The organism is Flavobacterium sedimenticola (assembly GCF_030053345.1).
GTDB lineage: Bacteria > Bacteroidota > Bacteroidia > Flavobacteriales > Flavobacteriaceae > Flavobacterium > Flavobacterium sedimenticola.
In genome coordinates, this window is sequence record NZ_JASGBP010000009.1 from 17,916 (window position 1) to 37,433 (window position 19,518).

26 protein-coding genes are annotated in these 19,518 nt (G+C 38.5%); 12 read left to right on the forward strand and 14 right to left on the reverse strand.

Annotation, left to right across the window (positions count from 1 at the left end; all coding sequences use genetic code 11):
• Positions 1-89: 89 nt before the first annotated feature.
• A complete protein-coding gene (locus QHT84_RS11890; RefSeq protein ID WP_283239783.1) occupies positions 90-1,142 on the forward strand; it encodes a sialidase family protein in 1,053 nt (350 codons plus the stop codon).
• A gap of 28 nt (positions 1,143-1,170) precedes the next feature.
• On the opposite strand, the gene QHT84_RS11895 is transcribed toward QHT84_RS11890, so the two are convergent.
• The 4 genes from QHT84_RS11895 to QHT84_RS11910 form a co-directional block, all read right to left on the reverse strand.
• Positions 1,171-1,626 (reverse strand): sensor of ECF-type sigma factor, encoded by a 456-nt coding sequence (locus QHT84_RS11895; protein ID WP_283239784.1) that lies wholly within the window; start codon positions 1,624-1,626, stop codon positions 1,171-1,173.
• Positions 1,627-1,636: 10 nt separating this feature from the next.
• The gene (locus tag QHT84_RS11900) at positions 1,637-2,050 is read right to left on the reverse strand and encodes a hypothetical protein (RefSeq protein WP_283239785.1); all 414 of its coding nucleotides are present in this window, start codon (positions 2,048-2,050) and stop codon (positions 1,637-1,639) included.
• Between the two features lie 30 nt (positions 2,051-2,080).
• Complete coding sequence (locus tag QHT84_RS11905; protein ID WP_283239786.1) at positions 2,081-2,623, reverse strand: RNA polymerase sigma factor; 543 nt, start codon at positions 2,621-2,623, stop codon at positions 2,081-2,083.
• Positions 2,624-2,686: 63 nt separating this feature from the next.
• Positions 2,687-3,790, reverse strand: coding sequence for a GyrI-like domain-containing protein (locus tag QHT84_RS11910; protein ID WP_283239787.1), 1,104 nt, complete (start codon positions 3,788-3,790; stop codon positions 2,687-2,689).
• A 91-nt stretch (positions 3,791-3,881) separates the two neighbouring features.
• On the opposite strand from QHT84_RS11910, the gene QHT84_RS11915 reads away from it, so the two are divergent.
• Positions 3,882-5,489, forward strand: coding sequence for a class I SAM-dependent methyltransferase (locus tag QHT84_RS11915; RefSeq protein ID WP_283239788.1), 1,608 nt, complete (start codon positions 3,882-3,884; stop codon positions 5,487-5,489).
• Positions 5,490-5,491: 2 nt separating this feature from the next.
• Here QHT84_RS11915 and QHT84_RS11920 read toward each other — a convergent pair whose 3' ends face one another.
• Complete coding sequence (locus tag QHT84_RS11920; protein WP_283239789.1) at positions 5,492-5,680, reverse strand: hypothetical protein; 189 nt, start codon at positions 5,678-5,680, stop codon at positions 5,492-5,494.
• Positions 5,681-5,757: 77 nt separating this feature from the next.
• On the opposite strand from QHT84_RS11920, the gene QHT84_RS11925 reads away from it, so the two are divergent.
• Complete coding sequence (locus QHT84_RS11925) at positions 5,758-6,141, forward strand: nucleoside triphosphate pyrophosphohydrolase family protein (RefSeq protein WP_283239790.1); 384 nt, start codon at positions 5,758-5,760, stop codon at positions 6,139-6,141.
• A gap of 5 nt (positions 6,142-6,146) precedes the next feature.
• On the opposite strand, the gene QHT84_RS11930 is transcribed toward QHT84_RS11925, so the two are convergent.
• Both QHT84_RS11930 and QHT84_RS11935 read right to left on the reverse strand, forming a co-directional pair.
• Positions 6,147-6,728 carry an NUMOD4 domain-containing protein gene (locus QHT84_RS11930; protein ID WP_283239791.1) on the reverse strand — a complete coding sequence of 194 codons (582 nt, stop codon included), beginning with the start codon at positions 6,726-6,728 and terminating at the stop codon, positions 6,147-6,149.
• A 184-nt stretch (positions 6,729-6,912) separates the two neighbouring features.
• Complete coding sequence (locus QHT84_RS11935; RefSeq protein ID WP_283239792.1) at positions 6,913-7,980, reverse strand: branched-chain amino acid aminotransferase; 1,068 nt, start codon at positions 7,978-7,980, stop codon at positions 6,913-6,915.
• A 280-nt stretch (positions 7,981-8,260) separates the two neighbouring features.
• On the opposite strand from QHT84_RS11935, the gene QHT84_RS11940 reads away from it, so the two are divergent.
• The 6 genes from QHT84_RS11940 (at position 8,261) to QHT84_RS11965 (ending at position 10,886) form a co-directional block, all read left to right on the forward strand.
• Positions 8,261-8,767 carry a DUF4920 domain-containing protein gene (locus QHT84_RS11940; protein WP_283239793.1) on the forward strand — a complete coding sequence of 169 codons (507 nt, stop codon included), beginning with the start codon at positions 8,261-8,263 and terminating at the stop codon, positions 8,765-8,767.
• A 5-nt stretch (positions 8,768-8,772) separates the two neighbouring features.
• Positions 8,773-9,246, forward strand: coding sequence for a hypothetical protein (locus QHT84_RS11945; RefSeq protein ID WP_283239794.1), 474 nt, complete (start codon positions 8,773-8,775; stop codon positions 9,244-9,246).
• Position 9,247: 1 nt separating this feature from the next.
• Positions 9,248-9,910, forward strand: coding sequence for a tRNA (5-methylaminomethyl-2-thiouridine)(34)-methyltransferase MnmD (gene mnmD / locus QHT84_RS11950; RefSeq protein ID WP_283239795.1), 663 nt, complete (start codon positions 9,248-9,250; stop codon positions 9,908-9,910).
• A gap of 122 nt (positions 9,911-10,032) precedes the next feature.
• Complete coding sequence (locus QHT84_RS11955; protein ID WP_283239796.1) at positions 10,033-10,230, forward strand: hypothetical protein; 198 nt, start codon at positions 10,033-10,035, stop codon at positions 10,228-10,230.
• A gap of 97 nt (positions 10,231-10,327) precedes the next feature.
• On the forward strand, positions 10,328-10,543 hold the full coding sequence (locus QHT84_RS11960; protein ID WP_283239797.1) for a hypothetical protein: 216 nt from the start codon (positions 10,328-10,330) through the stop codon (positions 10,541-10,543).
• Between the two features lie 148 nt (positions 10,544-10,691).
• Entirely contained in the window at positions 10,692-10,886 is a 195-nt protein-coding gene (locus QHT84_RS11965) for a hypothetical protein (RefSeq protein WP_283239798.1), read from the forward strand.
• Positions 10,887-10,916: 30 nt separating this feature from the next.
• On the opposite strand, the gene QHT84_RS11970 is transcribed toward QHT84_RS11965, so the two are convergent.
• Positions 10,917-11,858 carry a LysR substrate-binding domain-containing protein gene (locus QHT84_RS11970; protein ID WP_283239799.1) on the reverse strand — a complete coding sequence of 314 codons (942 nt, stop codon included), beginning with the start codon at positions 11,856-11,858 and terminating at the stop codon, positions 10,917-10,919.
• 217 nt (positions 11,859-12,075) lie between these two features.
• Between QHT84_RS11970 and QHT84_RS11975 the strand changes: the two genes are divergently transcribed.
• From QHT84_RS11975 to can, 3 genes are read left to right on the forward strand one after another with little or no spacing between them, the layout of a single operon-like run.
• Positions 12,076-12,360 carry a hypothetical protein gene (locus QHT84_RS11975; protein WP_283239800.1) on the forward strand — a complete coding sequence of 95 codons (285 nt, stop codon included), beginning with the start codon at positions 12,076-12,078 and terminating at the stop codon, positions 12,358-12,360.
• 60 nt (positions 12,361-12,420) lie between these two features.
• Positions 12,421-14,076 (forward strand): SulP family inorganic anion transporter, encoded by a 1,656-nt coding sequence (locus tag QHT84_RS11980; RefSeq protein ID WP_283239801.1) that lies wholly within the window; start codon positions 12,421-12,423, stop codon positions 14,074-14,076.
• Positions 14,077-14,130: 54 nt separating this feature from the next.
• Complete coding sequence (can, locus tag QHT84_RS11985; RefSeq protein ID WP_283239802.1) at positions 14,131-14,775, forward strand: carbonate dehydratase; 645 nt, start codon at positions 14,131-14,133, stop codon at positions 14,773-14,775.
• Between the two features lie 50 nt (positions 14,776-14,825).
• On the opposite strand, the gene QHT84_RS11990 is transcribed toward can, so the two are convergent.
• Genes QHT84_RS11990 through QHT84_RS12015 form a run of 6 tightly spaced genes read right to left on the reverse strand, consistent with a single transcriptional unit; the run spans position 14,826 to position 19,499 of the window.
• Entirely contained in the window at positions 14,826-15,788 is a 963-nt protein-coding gene (locus tag QHT84_RS11990) for a sodium-dependent bicarbonate transport family permease (protein ID WP_283239803.1), read from the reverse strand.
• 6 nt (positions 15,789-15,794) lie between these two features.
• A complete protein-coding gene (locus QHT84_RS11995; protein ID WP_283239804.1) occupies positions 15,795-16,751 on the reverse strand; it encodes an L-threonylcarbamoyladenylate synthase in 957 nt (318 codons plus the stop codon).
• Between the two features lie 3 nt (positions 16,752-16,754).
• The gene (locus tag QHT84_RS12000; RefSeq protein WP_283239805.1) at positions 16,755-17,591 is read right to left on the reverse strand and encodes a DUF6671 family protein; all 837 of its coding nucleotides are present in this window, start codon (positions 17,589-17,591) and stop codon (positions 16,755-16,757) included.
• A 2-nt stretch (positions 17,592-17,593) separates the two neighbouring features.
• Positions 17,594-17,872, reverse strand: coding sequence for a hypothetical protein (locus QHT84_RS12005; protein WP_283239806.1), 279 nt, complete (start codon positions 17,870-17,872; stop codon positions 17,594-17,596).
• Positions 17,873-17,874: 2 nt separating this feature from the next.
• The gene (locus tag QHT84_RS12010) at positions 17,875-18,054 is read right to left on the reverse strand and encodes a hypothetical protein (protein ID WP_283239807.1); all 180 of its coding nucleotides are present in this window, start codon (positions 18,052-18,054) and stop codon (positions 17,875-17,877) included.
• A gap of 8 nt (positions 18,055-18,062) precedes the next feature.
• Positions 18,063-19,499, reverse strand: coding sequence for an NADP-dependent isocitrate dehydrogenase (locus QHT84_RS12015; protein ID WP_283239808.1), 1,437 nt, complete (start codon positions 19,497-19,499; stop codon positions 18,063-18,065).
• Between the last annotated feature and the right edge of the window lie 19 nt (positions 19,500-19,518).

Below are 19,518 nucleotides of genomic sequence, written 5' to 3' on the forward strand. Positions count from 1 at the left end.
TTTAAGCCAATATCCAATTACAATGCCACAAATCGTTTTACGGTATTTAAAATGATTTTTTTAACGTATTTTTAGCAAAAAATAGTCCAGTGAAATCTTCTTTTTTGTTTTTTAATGTATTGATAATGTTGGTTTTAGGCTCGTGTAAATCCACTAAGTTTGCTGCTTCTGAAAAATTTACTTCGATAGTCATTGATACCATTTACACCGGTAAGATCAGCATTCGGGCCATCGATTTTAATCGGGATACTTTGTATTATGCCGGCTCCGATAAGAAGTTGGGTTTTGTGTCTTCCAACGCCCAATACGAGAAGCAATTGACATCGTTACCATATAATTTTGAATTTCGAAGTATAGCAATGACTTCTCAATATGTCTATTTCTTATCAATTGGTAATCCCGCGTTGCTGTATCGTTATTCTAAAGACTTTAAGCAAAGCGAATTGGTCTACGAGGAAAAAAATGAGAGAGTTTTTTACGACTGTATGCGCTTTTGGAATGATGCCGAAGGCATAGCCATTGGTGATCCTACAGAAGATTGCTTATCAGTAATTATTACCCGAGATGCCGGCAAATCATGGCACAAACTAGCGTGTTCGCAATTGCCGAAAGCAGCCGATGGCGAAGCGGCTTTTGCGGCCAGCAATACCAATATTGTGATTAAAGGCCATAAAACTTGGGTGGTTTCGGGCGGCAAGAAGTCGCGTGTCTTTTATTCGCCCGATAAAGGAAAGAATTGGCAAGTTTTTGATACACCCATTGTTCAGGGCGAAGCCATGACAGGTATTTTTACTGCTGATTTTTATGATGAAAAGATTGGATTTGTAGCCGGCGGCAATTACGAAAAACCTACGCAAAACTATCAAAACAAAGCCATTACTTATGATGGCGGCCAAACTTGGCAATTAATAGCCGAGAACATTGGTTTTGGTTATGCCTCTTGTGTGCAATTTGTGCCGAATTCAGGCGGGAAACAATTGGTTTGTGTGGGAGCTTCCGGACTGCAGTATTCGTCTGATGGCGGCAAAACTTGGGTTACTTTTGCCACAGATTCAGCCTTGTACACGATTCGCTTTTTAGACGAGAACACGGCTTTTGCGGCCGGAAAAAATAAAATTATCAAAATAGAATTTAAAAAATAAGAGTGCTCAAGAGCACTCTTACATTCTGTTATCTTCCAAATTTTCGATCGCGGTATTGTTGTAGCAGTTTCCGGTTGAAACCTTCCTCAGCTTTTTTCAGTTTCAGAATTTTAAGGGGTGAAATAACCCCTTTCAAACTGGCGATAAATTTCTTTTTAGCCTGATAGAGTTCGTCTTCAGTGCTTTCCATCTGAGCCAAAAGAGTGGCGGCTTCTTTGTCCGATACATTGTCAAACGATTCATCGTCAACCCGATCTAGGTAACCTTTGAGTTTTTGTTTGCGAATTTCATGTTGTTTTTCTTCAAAAGCATTGTACAGTGGCCAGAACTTGGCGGCCTCGTCAGGTGTTAATGCCAATTCATTGGTGATGTACGCCACTTTCATGGCTTTAATCTGTTCTTTCTTTTCGCGCAACAAACGTCCGCCTTGGGCCAAACTGATGAACGATAATAACAGCATAACGACAGTGACTATTTTTTTCATTTTGTAAAGATTAGTTTGTAATGTATTGTTCGATATCGGTATTGTTGAGTAGCACTTCTTCCACAGCTTCGTCTTCCAGATGCAATTCCAGTTTCATTTTATCCAAATCTTCCTGACTCAATAAAGTTGCCATATCTTCATTGGACATGTTCATATGATTGGTAATATACTCTTCATAGGCCACAGCTTCCAGTTCTTGGGTCTTAACAGTGTAATAATTATACAGAAGAACCGAACCCAGGAGAACCACTACTGAGGCAGCTGCGTAATACCAAATCTTTTTGCGGCTGAAAATGGAAATTACTTCTGGTTCTTCTTTGGGGAGTTGCATTAGCACTTTTTCGGAAAACGAATCAAAGTAGCCATCCGGAGTGGTAAACCCCGAATTTAGCTTATTGGTTTCATTTAATTTAAACTTTTTCATATCGATTGGACAAAATTAGGGTCTAAGGGTTTAATGGGTATTCATGTATTCTTCAATTTTTTTGACGGCATGATGGTATGATGCTTTGAGCGCGCCTACTGAAGTACCGAGTATCTCCGACATATCTTCGTATTTGATTTCTTCAAAATATTTCATTTTAAAAACCAATTGTTGCTTTTCGGGCAGTGTGATGATGGCTTTCTGCAACTTTATCTGAATGGCATCTCCTTCAAAATATACATCTGCTACTAAATTTTCAATGATTTTGTTTTGCATTGCCTCGCCGGTTTGCCGGTTACGCTTGGCTTTTTGATGGATAAAGGTGATGGCTTCATTGGTAGCAATGCGATACATCCAGGAAAATAACTTGCTTTCGCCTTTAAAATTATTTAGGTACTGAAATACTTTAATGAATGTGTTTTGCAACACATCATCGGCATCATCATGGTTCAATACAATGTTGCGAATATGACGGTATAAGGGCTTGCTGTAATCCCGCAAGAGTTTTTGAAACGCCTGATCTTGCGTTTTGGGGTCTAACAATTCCCTGATAAAATCGTGTTCCTCTTGCAAAGCAAAAATTTAACGGTTTGGAATAAAGATAGCACAAAAGGTTTAATTCGAAGCGAAAAAAAATTAAGGTATTGCTGCTTCCGGAGCTGTCTCAGGGGTTGAAGTAGCTGTTGGAGTTATAGGCAAACTAAGCGGTACAGCGGGAGCTGCTTTGGGAAAAACCGGTATGTGAATTTCGGTAATCCATTGGGACGGCTGCTTTACATCGTCGATGGTTTTGAGGTAAACTTCCGAATATTTTCCGGCAAAATTTTCTGTATACCCTTTATCGGCAATGTATTTTCGCGCTTTCGCCCATGCTTCCTGTAAATGGGAATAATCGCCTGTTAGGGTTGTTTTGATACACGTAAAAGGCACAATTTCGGCAGAAGTTACATCGCTGCCCGAGCTTATAAAAATTTGCTTTTGCGTAGGCATACACACTGAAAAAGTCACGATGTCGTTAGCGATATCATATCGTTCATAAAGCACAAACGGTTTTCCGGCCATGGGCAATTGATTCTTTTTGAAAAAATGAACCATTTTCGGTAAAAAGATTTTAATATTTTTGGTCACGTTTTTTACTTTACAGGAAACGGTTTGTTTGAGGCAATAACCCGAATTTCTCTGAGAAATACCATTTACTTTGATGCTGTAGGTTTTGATTTCGTAAGCTAAGGTTTTATCGAGGTTGCGCAAACTCTTTTCCATGCCATCTACAATAATGCTGTGGATTCCGCCACTGAAAAAAGTTTTTATTTTGGTTAAAACATCCATTTTTCCTCGGATTTGAACCGTAACTTTAGTGCCGTCCAAAGTATCTGAAAATTTAAAATGCACATCGGCTACAGTGCCGTTCCAATTTGCTTTTTGCGCAATGCTGTCATTTTCTTTTACAAAATGGGTTCGCAGGTCTCCGGTGTCAGAATTGTTTTGCCAACTAAAACGAGCACCGGCACCCATGGTTTTGGCCGGATAGGTAAATTGAATTGGGTTGTCTTTCGACATCCATGAACCAAAAGTTTCCCAATTTTTATAATCATTTACATAATCAAAAACCGTGCTTTTCGGGGTGTGAATAATCCAGCTGCGTGTTACTTTGAAATCGCCTTTCTGTGTCGCTACATAAACGGTTATCCCGATACAGGCCAACAGCAATAACAAGAATATGTATTTCAGGATTCTCATAGGTCGATTTTTAAGTGACACAAAGTTAGCAAAACATTTAATTGTGTTACTAAGAGTTTGATTATATTTGTTAGTGAGCAAACCGCATTCTATGAAAACAAAAAGCGAACTTCGAAGTATATTATTCCGCCATTTAGACGGTATTACGACAGCACCCACAGCTTATGTGTTGCATCAAAAAGGGGTTTTAGCGTATTTACTGGAAAAGCAAACCGCAACTTTAGGTTCTGTGACAGCCGCTTTTAAGGCTAACGAAGGGTATTTGAATGTGGCATTGCGCGTATTGGCATCTCAGGGTTGGTTGACACAGCAAATAGGCCATCAGAACGACGAGGTTATCTTTAGTACCAATGATGCCTCCGAATTGGCTTTTTCGTTGGTGCCGCTTTACAAAGAAGTATTTCAATTGATGCAGTTTACCGAACATTTTCATCCCCGAAAATTTGAGGTCGAACCGTTTGCCCTGCTCAACACCTTATTTAAAAAATACCAAAATAATTTCGGGATTCACCTAGCGGAAGATCCTGCCACCAGAGCCATTCAACAACAGGTTTTGTATCATATTGAAGGAAATCTGGTTGGGCCAACCATAGTCATGTTGGGTATGACCGGCATGTTTCATAAGTATTTTATGGAAACCTCTTTTCGTCCGGAGGAGTTTCATAAAAATCCCGAATGTTTTCAGGAAATATTAGATTTTTTAACGTACTTGGATTGGTTTACCAAAAAGAATAATCATTATCAGTTTACCGAAACCGGTTTGTTTTATGCGAAACGCGCCACGGCATATGGTGTGACGGTTTCCTATATTCCTACGCTTCGTAAGTTGGATGAACTTCTTTTCGGAAACGCTTCCATACTGAGAAATGTGGGCGAACACGAAACTGAATTGCATGTCGATCGCGAGATGAATGTTTGGGGAAGCGGCGGTGCGCATTCGGAGTATTTTAAAATTGTAGATGATATCATTATCGATTTATTCAACCGGCCGATTACAGAACAGCCCAAGGGTATTTTAGATATGGGTTGCGGGAACGGGGCGTTTTTAGAGCATATTTTTGATGTCATTGAGCGCCAAACACTTCGCGGCAAGATGCTAGATGATTACCCGCTTTTTTTGGTTGGTGTGGATTATAACGAAGCAGCACTCAAAGTAACCCGAGCTAACTTAATCAAAGCCGATATTTGGGCTAAAGTAATTTGGGGCGATATCGGCAGACCGCAATTGTTATCGGATACACTTCGTGATGATTATGGTATCGATTTGAAAGAATTGCTCAATGTGAGAACGTTTCTCGACCACAATCGCATCTGGTTTGAACCCGCTGTTAAAACAACCGGAAGAGTAAGTAGTTCTACCGGCGCTTTTGCGCACCGAGGCCAACGTATCAGCAACAATGATGTGGAAGACAATTTACTTGAACATTTGAATAAATGGTCTCCGTTTGTTCAAAAATTCGGGTTACTAATTATCGAATTACATACCATTGCACCCGAATTGACGGCGGCTAATTTGGGTAAAACAGCCGCTACGGCCTATGATGCCACTCATGGTTTTTCGGATCAGTATATCGTGGAAATTGAAGTCCTTCACAAAATTGCCGCCGAAGCCGGATTGTATTCGGACGCTAAGGTGTTTACTAAATTTCCGAATTCCGACTTGGCCACCGTAAGTGTCAACTTATTTAAAGGGAAGTAGAGTTAGTGCTTAATGTAAAATTTGATGACAAATAACAACCCCACAAAAACAAAGAAGCCAATTAAAATTTTATAACTCCCTTTGTACATCTTCTGATGTAACGATTTGTCTCGTCCGTAGGCGAAATACATCGCAATCACAAAAGCAATAAAAAACAGGGCGGCAAAAACCCATTGTCCAGTTGTAAACATTTGCTTGAAATTTTCAACAAAAATAAACATTTGTGCGCTAAAGTTGTACTTTGCAGTACTATTTAATTTTTTACAAAATGCAAAAGCAACTCAACGCGGTTAAAGAGTTTCATACCGCATTCGGATTAGGCGTAAGTCATGAAATGAGAGCCGACCTGGGCGAGCAAAAAAAACTGCTTCGTTTTAATCTTATGAAAGAAGAAAACGAAGAATATTTAGAAGCCGTTCAAAATAATGATATCGTCGAAATCGCCGATGCATTGGGCGACATGCTTTACATTTTATGCGGTACCATTTTAGAACATGGATTGCAACATAAAATTGAGGAAGTCTTTGATGAAATCCAGCGCAGCAATATGAGCAAATTAGGAGAAGACGGACAACCCATTTACCGTGAAGACGGCAAAGTGATGAAAGGGCCTAATTATTTCAAACCCAGTTTTGAAGCCATCTTGAAATAGTCATATCAGACTTTAATATGTCCCCAATTCACACCGTTTTTAATGCGGTTGATGTGCATTTCGCTGATACCGAATTGTTTCGCTAAAATTTTGATTCGGGTTCTGCGGTTCGGATTGTTGAGAATCTTCTTCAAACGAATCACATCGGTTGAGGTTAGTTTTTTACCGTCGGCTTTTAAATTGTGCTCGATTAATTTTCTTTTTGATTGAATAACGGCCGGACTTTTCTTGCGGTGTGCCAACATGTCTTGGTAATTCACCCATTTTAAATTAGAGACTACATCATTGTCTCTCGAATGATCCAAATGGATGACATATTCTTGATCTTCCGCGGTTTTAGGGACAAAAAATTCAGCGACTAACTTGTAAATGAAAATGGATTTATTGACTATTTTACCGTTGTCCTTTCTCATTTTATAGCGCAAGGTTTTATAACCTTCCAAACTGCCGCCTTTTAAAAGTGTGCCGTTTCTCATATCATCAGTAAAACTGATAAGTCTTCCTCTATTGGACACTGCATATCGCATTTGCAACGGATAAGGTATTTCGACTTCACGAAATACTTCGTTGGGATATAATCTAAACATGTTTGTGGTATTTGTGGTGCCTCAAATTTATAAAAAAATTTTCGATTACGGTGATAATATAGGTTCTAAAGCGCCAATTACTGTTTTTAGTTATAGAAACCGACAAGAAACCAAGAAAAATCCGCCAATAAAAAAACTCCGGATACTTCCGGAGTTTGATTTACATAATAAAAACGATTCTGGTTTAGATTTTCACGGTCCACCCAAAAGTGTCTTCGGCTTGCTTGTATTGAATTTTAGTAAGCTTATCTTTCAGTTCCAAAGCATAGGAACTTTCCAACTTTGGCAGTTCATAATAGTGTTCTTTATACTGAAAACCTACAATGGGATTGACTACAGCAGCCGTTCCGGCACCGAAAATTTCTTTCAAACTGCCGTCTTTGGCGGCAGCAACTAATTCGTCTACCAAAACCGAACGCTCTTCTACTTTGATGCCTTCTCTTTTTGCCAAATCAATTAAACTTTTTCGCGTCACACCATCCAAAATTCTTTCACTGGTTGGTGCGGTGTATAACGTATCATTAATTCTGAAGAAAACATTCATCGTTCCGGCTTCTTCTAATTTAGTATGGGTAGCGTCATCAGTCCAGATAATCTGTTGAAAACCTTGTTCTTGGGCCAATTTTTGCGGATAAAATTGGGCCGAATAATTTCCGGCAGCTTTGGCTGCGCCAATACCACCATTGGCCGCGCGACTGTAATGTTCGGCTATAATTACTTTTACCTCGCCCGAATAATAGGAACGGGCAGGTGACAAGATAATCATAAATCGATATTGGGTTGATGGTTGTGCAATCACACCCGAACCAATGGCAATCATAAAAGGTCGTATGTATAAAGTATTGCCGATTCCTTTCTTAACCCAGTCGCGTTCTAAATCGACTATGGTTTTTAAACCGCCGATAAAGATATCCTCGGGAACTTCCGGCATGGCCATACGGACAGCTGATTTATTAAATCGATCTAAATTTTGATCCGGACGGAACAGCCAAACATCGTTATTTTCATCTTTATAGGCTTTCATGCCTTCAAAAATAGCCTGACCGTAATGAAATACTTTGGCAGAAGGGTCGATTAAAAACGGCTCGTAAGGTTTGATAATCGGTTTTTGCCATTTACCTTCTTTGTAATCACAAATCAGCATGTGGTCGGTAAAGGTGTTTCCGAAAGAAAGATTATCGAAATCGACCGAATTAATTTTAGAGGCAGCAGCTCTTACGATATCGATTTCGGAAGGCGATTGTAACATCATTGGATAAGAGATTTAAAAGAAGTAAATACTACAATTAATTGATAATGAAATAGTTGTAAAATCACTTCGTAATTAATAGGTTGTGTTGTTAGTTTTTTGTAAAACTAATAAAAATATAATTGGTTTTGACAGCCTGTAAAAAATCTGAAATCTTTTTCAGGAATTCTTTTTAGGAAGTCTCTTTTTGCCTTAATTTTTCATTAATTCGGGAAATTAATGCGATTAAAATTATGTAAAATTGTTAATTGGTTTACTTTTGTGTTCACTAAAACAATAGAATATGAAAAAACTTAATTTACTCGTGTTAGTACTGATGTTGGCTGTAAGTGGTAACATTATGGCCCAAAGCAAAGCTAAAAAAACGGCTCAATCTTTTAATGCCACTAATTATGCCTTGTTTGGTGAAAAATTCAAAGTAGGCAAAATTTTGACAAAGGAGGAAATGCTCAAAAAGTATAAAAATCTTAAAAAAGGGGATACCATAACAGTTCAATTCGTGTCAACCATAAAATCGGTTTGTAAAAAGAAAGGGTGCTGGATGAAAATGCAATTGGCCGGTGATGACACCTCGTTTGTGAAATTTAAAGACTATGGTTTTTTTGTGCCGTTAAATGCCGATGACAGTGAAGCCATAGTGAGTGGTAAAGCTTTTGTAGATGTGGTTTCTGTAGAAGAATTGAAACACTACGCCAAAGATGCCGGAAAATCGGCTGCTGAAATAGCTAAAATCACCAAACCCGAGATTACGTATTCGTTCTTAGCTTCGGGCGTTTATATCAAAAAATAAATAGAATGAAAAAAGTAGCGGTCATTATTTTGGTTTTGATTTTTTTGATACTGAGCGTCCTTTCTTGTCAAAAGAAAGAAGCCATTAAAGTTGAAAAAAAGGCAGCCAAAGAGCAATGTGATACGGTTGGCGGTAAGAAACTGGAAATGTATCAAATGTCGGAAATGGCGGCTTTGATGGAGCAAATGTATGTAGACAACCAACGTTTAAAAGAGCGCATTCAAAAAGGCGATACTATTGGGCAGTTTCCGCAACATTTTTTAAAGATTCACAAAGCGGTGATGACTGACGAATCGGATAATGATGCCTTTTTTAAAGAGCAAGCGGCTAAGTTTATTAAAGCCCAGGAAATGATTTACAAAGATCCCAAAAACGCCAAAAAGCATTTTAATAACGGTGTTGATGCTTGCATACAGTGCCATCAGCAAAAATGCGGTGGTCCGATTCCAAGAATTAAGAAACTCTACATAAAAGAATAAGTTGAAAAGGGAAATCATTCAAACCCAAGACGGCTCCACAACCATTTATTTGCCCGAATGGAATGAGAGTTATCATTCGAAGCACGGGGCTATTCAAGAAGCGTATCATGTATTTATCCGCAACGGACTTTCTCTTTTTAAAGGAAAGTCCGTTGCCGTTTTAGAAATAGGATTCGGTACCGGATTGAATGCATTTATTACCTTTTTAGAATCGCAACATCAACAGCAAGTCATTGATTATGTCGGTGTAGAAGCCTATCCGGTTGCAATGGATGAGGCTTTGCAGATGAATTATCCCGAAGCCATCAACAAAGGCGAAAAGCACATTTTCAATCGGATGCATCAAACACCATGGGAACAAAAGTGTGATTTGTCTAATCGATTTACACTGACCAAACGATGTCAATTTTTTCAGGATATTCAAGATGTTGAGGCGTTTGATTTGATTTATTTTGACGCATTCGGATACCGAGTGCAACCCGAATTATGGTCGGAGTCGATTTTTGCTAAGATGTTTGCGGCATTACAACCCGGAGGTGTTTTGGTTACGTATGCTTGCCGAACGGCGATAAAAAATGCTATGATTTCGGCAGGATTTTCTGTAGAAAAACTTCCCGGAGCACCGGGAAAAAGAGAAATGCTGCGCGCTGTTAAAGGCATTTGAAAATTTAACATTTTTCCAAACTATTTTTAACGTATCATTTTCAATTTCAAAAAGTATTATTTTTTATTTTTGATAATAGCATTACGTTCTTACTTCAGTACCATTAACAAAACTAAACTTTTATGTCTAAATCAATGTTAGACCACACCAAATCAGTGTTGAAAAAAGTAAGTTTTAATGCCGATTTATTTAGCAAAGAACTTGAAAAGGCTTTCAAGGTATTATTGCCGTATGAACTTGAAGAGTTAAAAGCTTGGCTTTTAAAATTCATACAAGAAAAGCCCGAATTACAACACTGCATAATCAAAATTAAGAACTAATAAAACTAAAGGAGCTTAAACGGCTCCTTTTTTAGTATTTTTAGGTAGGAAAAATTGCCATTAGGCTGTTATATGTAATGGATTAAACATTATCAGTATGGGTCATGAAGTTTACAGTGCCACTAAGCAATCTATTATTAAAGCTTGTCACAACAAAGAACTCTTTTTAAATGAATTGCGTAAAGCAATTAAAATCTTATTACCGCATCAAAAAGAAAACTTATTGAATTGGTTGTTTTTTTATACTGCCGATAAACCGGAACCAGAAAAGTGGTTTTTGGAATTTTTGGATAAAAACAAAATGGTAAGTTAAATCTTAAAAAAAATCATAATAAACGCATTTCATCGATAATTTAAGTACATTAACGATGTTTTTTGACGTATGATGTGGGATGATAACTTTTTTTAATATACTTTTACGAAACGTTCTTACGATAAGATAACCCCAAATCTTAACTATTATGCCTAGAATGATTTACGATTACACCAAATCTGTACTCGAGAGAGTCAGTTTTGATCCGATTCTTTTTGCCAAAGAATTGAAAAAAGCAGTAAAAAATTTGTTGCCCTATGAAATTGAACAATTAAAAAAATGGCTGCAGTACTTTACTAATGAACATCCCGAACTAAAGGATTGTATTTCTGTCGTCAGTTAACGAAAAATAAGGAGCTTTGTTAAAAGCTCCTTATTTTTTTTGTAGCGGACTGATAATTTCAACGTTTTGAAACAGGATGGCTCCTTTTATCACCCCGGATATCGTGCTTCGCAAGGCATCTATGATATGAATTTTTAATTCATTTTTCGGAAAAATCAAACTCACTTCGCGAGCCGGTTTCGGCTCTACAAAGTGCTTTAACTTTTGAGCGTCTTTTTCCGGTAAGTCTAGCGTATGCAGGTACGGAAGTAGTGTAGTACCCAATCCTTCATCGGCCAATTTGATTAAAGTTTCAAAGCTGCCGCTTTCAATTTGGAAACTGCTTTTTTCCTCTTGATTTTGATTTTTACATAAATTTAAAATTCCGTCTCTAAAGCAATGACCGTCTTGTAAAAGCAATATTTCATTCACGTTCAAATCGGAAACTTCAATTTCTTTTTTATGAAACGATTGATGATTGGAAGGAATATAAGCGACAAAAGGCTCGTAGTACAAAACAATCTCTTTTATTTTGTCGTCTTCTAACGGAGTTACCGCGATGGCAGCATCCAAATGCCCGTTTTTGAGTTTGTCAATGATATCAGAGGTGTTTAATTCCTCGATAATCAATTTTACCTTGGGATATTTTTTAATAAAATTGTTCAGAAACATCGGTAAAAGAGTAGGCATAACGGTCGGAATTATTCCTAAACGAAACTCTCCTCCGATAAATCCTTTTTGCTGGTGCACTATATCTTGAATCCGATCGGCTTCGTTGACAATATTTTTGGATTGGTTGACAATTTTCTGCCCGATTTCGGTAAGCTGAATGGGTTTTTTGGTCCGGTCAAAAATTTGAACATCCAATTCTTCTTCAATCTTTTGAATCTGCATGCTCAGCGTAGGTTGTGTTACAAAGCATTTTTCGGCAGCCAAGGTAAAATTTTTATATTCGGCTACTGCCAAAACATATTTGAGTTGTGTGATAGTCATTGTATAATTTGATTTGATGCAAATATAAAAACTATCAATTTAATTTATAGAGTTGAAGGCGGTCTATTTTGCGCTTTATTGGGTCAACGACTTTATTTTTGAGGGCTGAAGTCAGTTTGAGAGCTGAACCATAAGCTAAAAATAAGAGATATAAAACTTTGTTAAAATTTTATCGCAACGGTTGCAGCATATAAGGTATTATAGCTACTTTTACAGCATGAAACTTGTATCGAGACTCATATTAATCATGTTTTTGGCGTTTTTATCAACGCCTACTGTAATCAGTTTGATCGAAAAAAACTGTAATATCTCGATGTTTTATAACTTCACGGAAGAAGAAATCCATAAAGACTTAAAACTAAAAGCTGATTTTGGTCACGAATATGATTTTGTTTTTCAAAACTTTCCGGTAAAAATCAATTCAAAAATTATTTCGGAAAACCGTTCCAAGCACGATAATGTTTTAGAAGAAATTTTTTCTCCGCCGCCCGAGTTCATTTAATACCTGTTGTTTTCAGTTTCGCATATGCGAAACTTTCGTTGTATTAAATTATTTATTGGGATGACAAAAAAAATCAATCTTTTGGCGAACCTTAAATCTGATTTCGCATCAGGCTTAGTGGTTTTCTTAGTGGCTTTGCCCTTGTGTTTAGGCATTGCTTTAGCGTCTGGTGCGCCACTTTTTTCGGGAATTATTTCGGGTATTATAGGCGGGATAGTTGTCGGATATTTAAGCACTTCACACTTGAGTGTAACGGGTCCGGCCGCCGGTTTAACAGCTATAGTTTTAACGGCAATTACCGATTTGGGTGCGTTTAATATATTTCTCACCGCTGTTCTGATAGCGGGACTAATTCAGTTGACATTAGGTTTTTTAAAGGCTGGAACCATCTCCAATTTTTTTCCGAACAATGTTATAGAAGGAATGTTGGCCGGTATTGGTGTGATTATCTTTTTAAAACAAATACCGCATGCTTTTGGCTATGACAATGACTTTGAAGGAGATGAGTCTTTTGTTCAGGCCGATGGTCATAATACCTTTTCGGAATTATTTGCTGTTTTAGACCATGTTCAATTGGGCTCAGTGATAATCACATTTATCTCGTTGGTTATTTTAATTAGCTGGAATAAAATTGACTTTTTGAAAAAGATTAAGTTGGTTCCGGCAGCTTTAATTGCGGTTATTGCAGGTATAGTGGTGAACGAAATTTTCATCCAAACCGGAAGTTTTCTGGCTGTAAAGGAAAATCATTTGGTTAGATTACCGGTGCCTACAACACTTGAAGAGTTTCAAAGCATTATTGTATTGCCCGATTTTACGGCTTTTTCCAATTCGAAAGTTTGGGTAGTAGGTGCTACCATTGCTGTAGTGGCATCTATAGAAACCTTGCTTTGTATTGAAGCTGCAGATCGTATGGATGCACAAAAAAGATACACCGATACCAATGTCGAGTTAAAAGCACAGGGAGTCGGAAACATGGTTAGTGCCCTTTTAGGCGGATTGCCAATGACCTCGGTAGTGGTTAGAACATCGGCCAACAATGCAGCCGGTGCAAAGTCAAAGATGTCGGCTATAATACACGGTTTTCTTTTACTAATTAGTGTGTTAACCATACCCGTTTTGTTGAATAAAATACCACTAGCCACTTTAGCTGCTGTTTTATTGTTAGTGGGATACAAACTGGCTAATCCCAAAACCATAAAGCATTTTTGGAAAAAGGACAAGATTTACCAATTCATTCCTTTCATACTCACTTTTGTAGCAGTAGTACTAACCGATTTATTAAAAGGAGTTGCCTTGGGAATGATAGTGAACATCATTTTTGTATTGATTGGAAATGCTAAACGAGCTTACAAGTTTAGTAGAGAAGAGTATAATGAAGGCGATATAATACGTATCGATTTGGCGCAAGAAGTATCGTTTTTAAACAAAGCGGCTATTAAAGCCACGCTGAAAGAAATACCGGAGAATTCGAGAGTGATTATTAATGCTCAAGATACGGTTTATATTGCCCATGATGTGCTGGATTTAATTAAAGAATTTAAAGAAACCCGAGCCAAAGACGAAAATATCAAAGTCAAGCTTAAAGGATTTAAAAAAGCATACCAACTGGAAAACAGTGAAGAAAATCTGAACAAAGTCACGTTTGAACATTACTATGATGTGGCCAAACGAAAGACATTAAAACGAGAGATTAAAAATAGCTCCCTCACATAGTGATTATTTACAATTTGAAATACGTAACTTTATAACTAATAAATAAAAAATACAATGAGTACAGATTATTATAAAAAAATATTAGAAAACAATCAGAAATGGGTAGAATCCCAATTGGCTATCGACAAAGATTATTTTAAAGATTTAGCCAAAGGCCAACAACCGCCATTGTTGTGGATTGGATGCTCTGATAGCCGTGTGCCTGCGAATGAAATTATCGGGGCTAAACCGGGAGAAGTGTTTGTGCACAGAAATATAGCCAACATGGTAGTTCATAGTGACATGAATATGTTGAGTGTTTTGGATTATGCCGTAAATGTTTTGAAAGTAAAACACGTTATTGTATGCGGTCATTACGGATGTGGCGGTGTAAAAGCAGCTATGGGCAACCAGTCTATCGGATTGATTGATAACTGGATTCGTCACATTAAAGATGTGTATCGTTTGCACGAAGATTATTTAAATTCCATTGCTGATGAAGAAGATCGCTTCAACAAGTTTGTAGAAATCAATGTACAGGAGCAGGTTTTCGATTTGGCTAAAACCTCTATTGTTCAGAATGCATGGAAAAACGGACAGGATTTAACATTACACGGTTGGGCTTACGGATTAAATTCGGGTTATGTAACCGATTTAGGGGTAAACATGACTTCTAATGATAATCTGGATGAAGTATACCGATTGAAGTTTTCAGTTTAATTTTTTAATTAATTCAGAAAAAAAGCAATCTTTTAAAGATTGCTTTTTTTTTAAAAGTTCATAATAACACCCAAATATATAGGCATTCCAAAGGTAATATTGAACGGAAATGTAATGGCCAACGCCATAGGTAAAAACAATCCCGGGTTGGCTTTAGGCGCGACAATTTTCATGGCAGCCGGGACCGCAATATAAGAAGCACTGGCAGCCAGTATGGCTAAAATAAATCGATTGCCGATAGAATCTGTTACATGCTCACTCAGGTAGGCCACCATAGTTCCGTTACACAATGGTATGATAATGGCAAACACTACGGGTGACCAACCGCTTTTAAAAAACACATCCAGTTTTTTGCCGCTGATGATGCCCATATCTAATAAAAAAATTGCTAAAAAACCTTTGAAAATATCGGTAGTAAACGGTTTAATACCCATAGCTTGTTGATCGCTTGCCAAATAGCCAATGAGTAAGCTTCCCAAAATGAGCAATACACTCCCGTTGGTGAATGAGTGACTAATCACAGTGCGCATTTTGGTTTTTACGACCTCTTTTTTGTGATACAAGCGCATTAAAATAACGCCAACAATAATAGCGGGAGCTTCCATTAAAGCCATTATAGCCACCATATGTCCGCTGTAATTGTACTTTTGTATTTCTAAAAAAGACACGGCAGTGACAAAAGTAACTGCGCTTACCGAACCGTAAGCTGCGGCTATAGCACCCGAATTTTCAATGCTGAATTTTCTTTTCAGTAAAAAGAAACTGTAAATCGGAATTACAATGGCAATGCAAACCCCAAACAAGGCCGACCAAATGATTTCCATATCAAAATGACTGTGTGCTAATTCTTGTCCGCCTTTGAAACCTATGGAAAAGAGTAGGTACAAAGAGATAAACTTGGACGAGTTGGGCGGGATTTCCAAATCACTTTTCAATCGGGCAGCCATAATTCCCAACATAAAGAATAATAGCGCCGGGTTAGTCAGATTGTCAAAGAGTAAGTCTAAATTCATGGTTTGTTATTTTGTGGCTCGGGTTAATCGATCATTAATGGATTTTCCTAAATTTTCCTCCGGAAAACGCTCGGCCACGATTAGGTTTAGTTTCATAGTATCTAAGCGATGCATAGCGTCGTATAAGTTCGCCGCTGCTTCTTTATAGTCTCCTTGCTCTGAGAGTATTTCTTGGTGTATGATTTGGGTACCCGAAATCTTTTGCTGAAAAGTAATCACTCCGATTTTTTCCGTTTCAGCGTGTTGAATGAAATCTTTAACGGAATCGACTAAAATGGTTCTGGTTTTTGGGGCATAATGTTTTAACAACATGCCCGGAGCTTCGGGTGCCGATTCCTTATGATTTTTGATGATTACTTTACCAATCACCGCTTCAATTTCTTCCAATGAAATGGCGCCCAAACGATAGAGAACCGGTTCCTGGTTTTCAAACCCGATGATGGTCGACTCAATACCGCTGGTACAATTTCCACCATCCAATATTAAGGGCAAGGTGTTTTCAAAGTAACCGGCCACATGGACTGCCCGAGTCGGACTGATGGAACCAAACGGGTTGGCGCTCGGTGCTACCAACGGAAAGGACAACGAGCGCAATAATTCGAGAGTGAGCGGATGATTGGGAACACGAATGGCGACCGTGTCTTTTCCGGCTGTAACCAAGCCGGGAACCACGCTCTTTTTTTTCAACACTAAAGTAAGTGAGCCGGGCCAAAAAGCTTGGGCCAATTGATAGGCCTTTTCCGGGATATCCTTGGCCAATTCCGATACGACGGCAGCAGCGTGAATATGTACAATTAACGGGTTGAATAAAGGTCGTTTTTTGGTGTCAAATATTTTGCGAATGGCTTTTTCACTAAAAGCATTGCCTGCCAAGCCATACACGGTTTCGGTAGGAATGGCTACTAAGTCTTCCTTTTCAAGGATGGCTTTCGCTTTGGATATGTCGTTTGAAATAATACTCATGAGTTAAGGGTTGCAGTAATCACAATACATGGGATCTTCAAAACGAATCCCGCGCGGGTATTTTTTTTCTTCTTCATGCTGACAGGATTTACATTGATACACTACACTCAGTGTGGAACGAGTAGGGGAACCACACATTTCACAGGGTAATCCCGGTTTTACTTCTCCAATATCAAATCCGGGAGTATGGCATTGCGGACAGTGGTTCTTGATTTTAGCAATTAGTTTTTCGGTAGCCTTTTCAATAACCTTCATACGGGTTGGGTTGTAGAGCGCACGCATATCGGTTTCGGCATACACCGAACCGTATTCCGAATGTAATTTTTTAAACCCTGCGATTAATTCGGAATGAGACGTTATTCCTTTAATGATGGAATGGCAGTTGGTTTCACTCGGTTTGAGAATGATGCCGTGTGAGGGAAATTGAACCCTTTCGGCAAATGCTTCCAAAGCCGTTTTGCTTGAAATCAGTTCCCCGTAAAAATTGGTGTCCGTGCTTATTTCCCGTGCTACAATTTCGATATCGTTCCGATAATCTTTCAGCATTACCCATTCGTCATCGGCATGAGCCATAAAAATTGTCGGATGTGCCCCAAATGACCCTTCACTCGCCACAACTAAATCGGCTGTTGTGGCTTGAGCTGCCATGTGGCATTTGTCGCGCAGGGTCTCCAGTACATTTTTTTTTCGTGCAATTTCTCCCGTAAAGGTTCCGAGGGTATCTGTGTCAAATACATCGGAGGTGAAACAGTGCAGGCCAAATTTCCTCTCAAAAAGCGGCGCTATCACTGTTTCTTTCCGATGCTTGGTAGCAATGAGAAGACTTCTTCCGGTAAACATTCTTACTTTTCTAAACGAATGGTAATCGTACTATTAATAACCAAATTAAATTTGTTCGATTTTGCTTCTGCTATCTTCTGTTGGATAGACTCTTTTGTTTGAATAAGTTCTTGAATGCGCTTCTTGGAGTGCTCAATATCCTGATTGAATCGGATATGATTGCTGAAGTCTTCTCGATTGTGATAATCAATTTTATAATTAAACAATGCGGTTAAAACTTTGTCGGCGTCTTCTGCCGAGAAGGTCCCGTCAATTAATTTGTATTCTTCGTGGGTATTCATAATTACTCTTTTTTTGCAATGTTCATCAAAGTATAACCTGAAAGCAGAATTCCTGTGCCTAATAATCCGTTGTGTTGTACTGAGTTTTCGTGCATACACAAATACAATCCGGCAAATAAAAAAAGAAGATTCAGGAGTAGTTTCAAATTATGTACTACAGTGTTGTTGGTGTTATTTTTCATGTGAAATGTTATTGTCCTTGTCCTAAAGAGTAAGCCGGTTTCCCATCGAACTCATAGAGATTTTCTACTTTAATGACATCAATTTTGGCATCCAATGCCCTTGATAATAAATTGATGATATTGTTTTTATACATCACCTTGCCTTGTGTCGGTTTGAAACGACAACGCCAATGATCGGTGCAATACGTTTCTTTAAAACCGTCGGGCCATACTTTGATTCCCCTATTGGTAATCATGGTGAGGTGTTTGTTTTCGGTATTAATTGTTTGTAACAGGGCTGCTAACGCGTCCGGATTTGTGCCATCCCAGTGTACAAACAAGTCTACTCCAACGAGTTCCTTTTTTTTAGCCGGTTTTTTAACATATTTAGGCAGGTTTAACACCACGTCTTTGGCATACGAAACCTCTTTGAGGAGTTTTGGTTTTTGCCCGAGGTTGGCTATTACGGCTTGCGCAAATTCTTTGGTGCCCACTTTTTGTTTGCTGACACCTTCTTTGTAAATGTCGTAGGTATGAGTCCCTTCTTCGATGGTTTTAAGCCATGCGTTTTGCACTTTTTCGGCTACATCGGTTTGCCCGATGTGATTCAGCATCATTATGGCACCCTGTAACAGTCCGGACGGATTGGCCAAATTTTGGCCCGCACGTCTTGGTGCCGATCCATGAATGGCTTCAAACATTGCGCATTCTTCACCGATGTTAGCTGAACCGGCTAACCCTACCGAACCGGCTATTTGAGCAGCCACATCCGACAAGACATCCCCATATAAGTTTAAAGTTACAATCACATCGAATACTTCGGGTGTATCCGCCATTTTGGCCGCTCCGATGTCGATAATCCAATGCTCATTTTCAATTTCAGGATATTCGGCGGCAATTTCATCAAATACTTGGTGGAATAAACCGTCGGTTTGCTTCATGATGTTGTCTTTGGTAAAGCAAGTCACTTTTTTTCGTCCGTATACTTTGGCATATTCAAAAGCATAACGAATAATTTTTTCGCAGCCGGGACGACTGATTAATTTTAAGCATTGTACGACTTCATCGGTTTGTTGGTGCTCAATTCCGGCATACAAGTCTTCTTCATTTTCGCGAATAATTACGATATCCATCTCCGGATGTTTGGTTTCTACGAACGGATGCAAACTCATGCAAGGTCTTACATTAGAGTACAATCCCAAAAATTTGCGCGTGGTCACATTCAAGCTTTTGTAACCGCCGCCTTGTGGTGTCGTAATAGGCGCCTTCAAGAATACTTTGTTTTTGCGGATAATATCCCAAGATTCCGATGCAATGCCTGAAGTATTTCCGGATAAATATACTTTTTCACCCACTTCAATTTCATCAATTTCAATTTGAGCTCCGGCCGCTTTAATGATATCTAACGTGGCCTCCATAATTTCCGGACCAATTCCGTCGCCTTTGGCTACTGTAATTCGCGTCATGCTGTATTTAATTTTTATG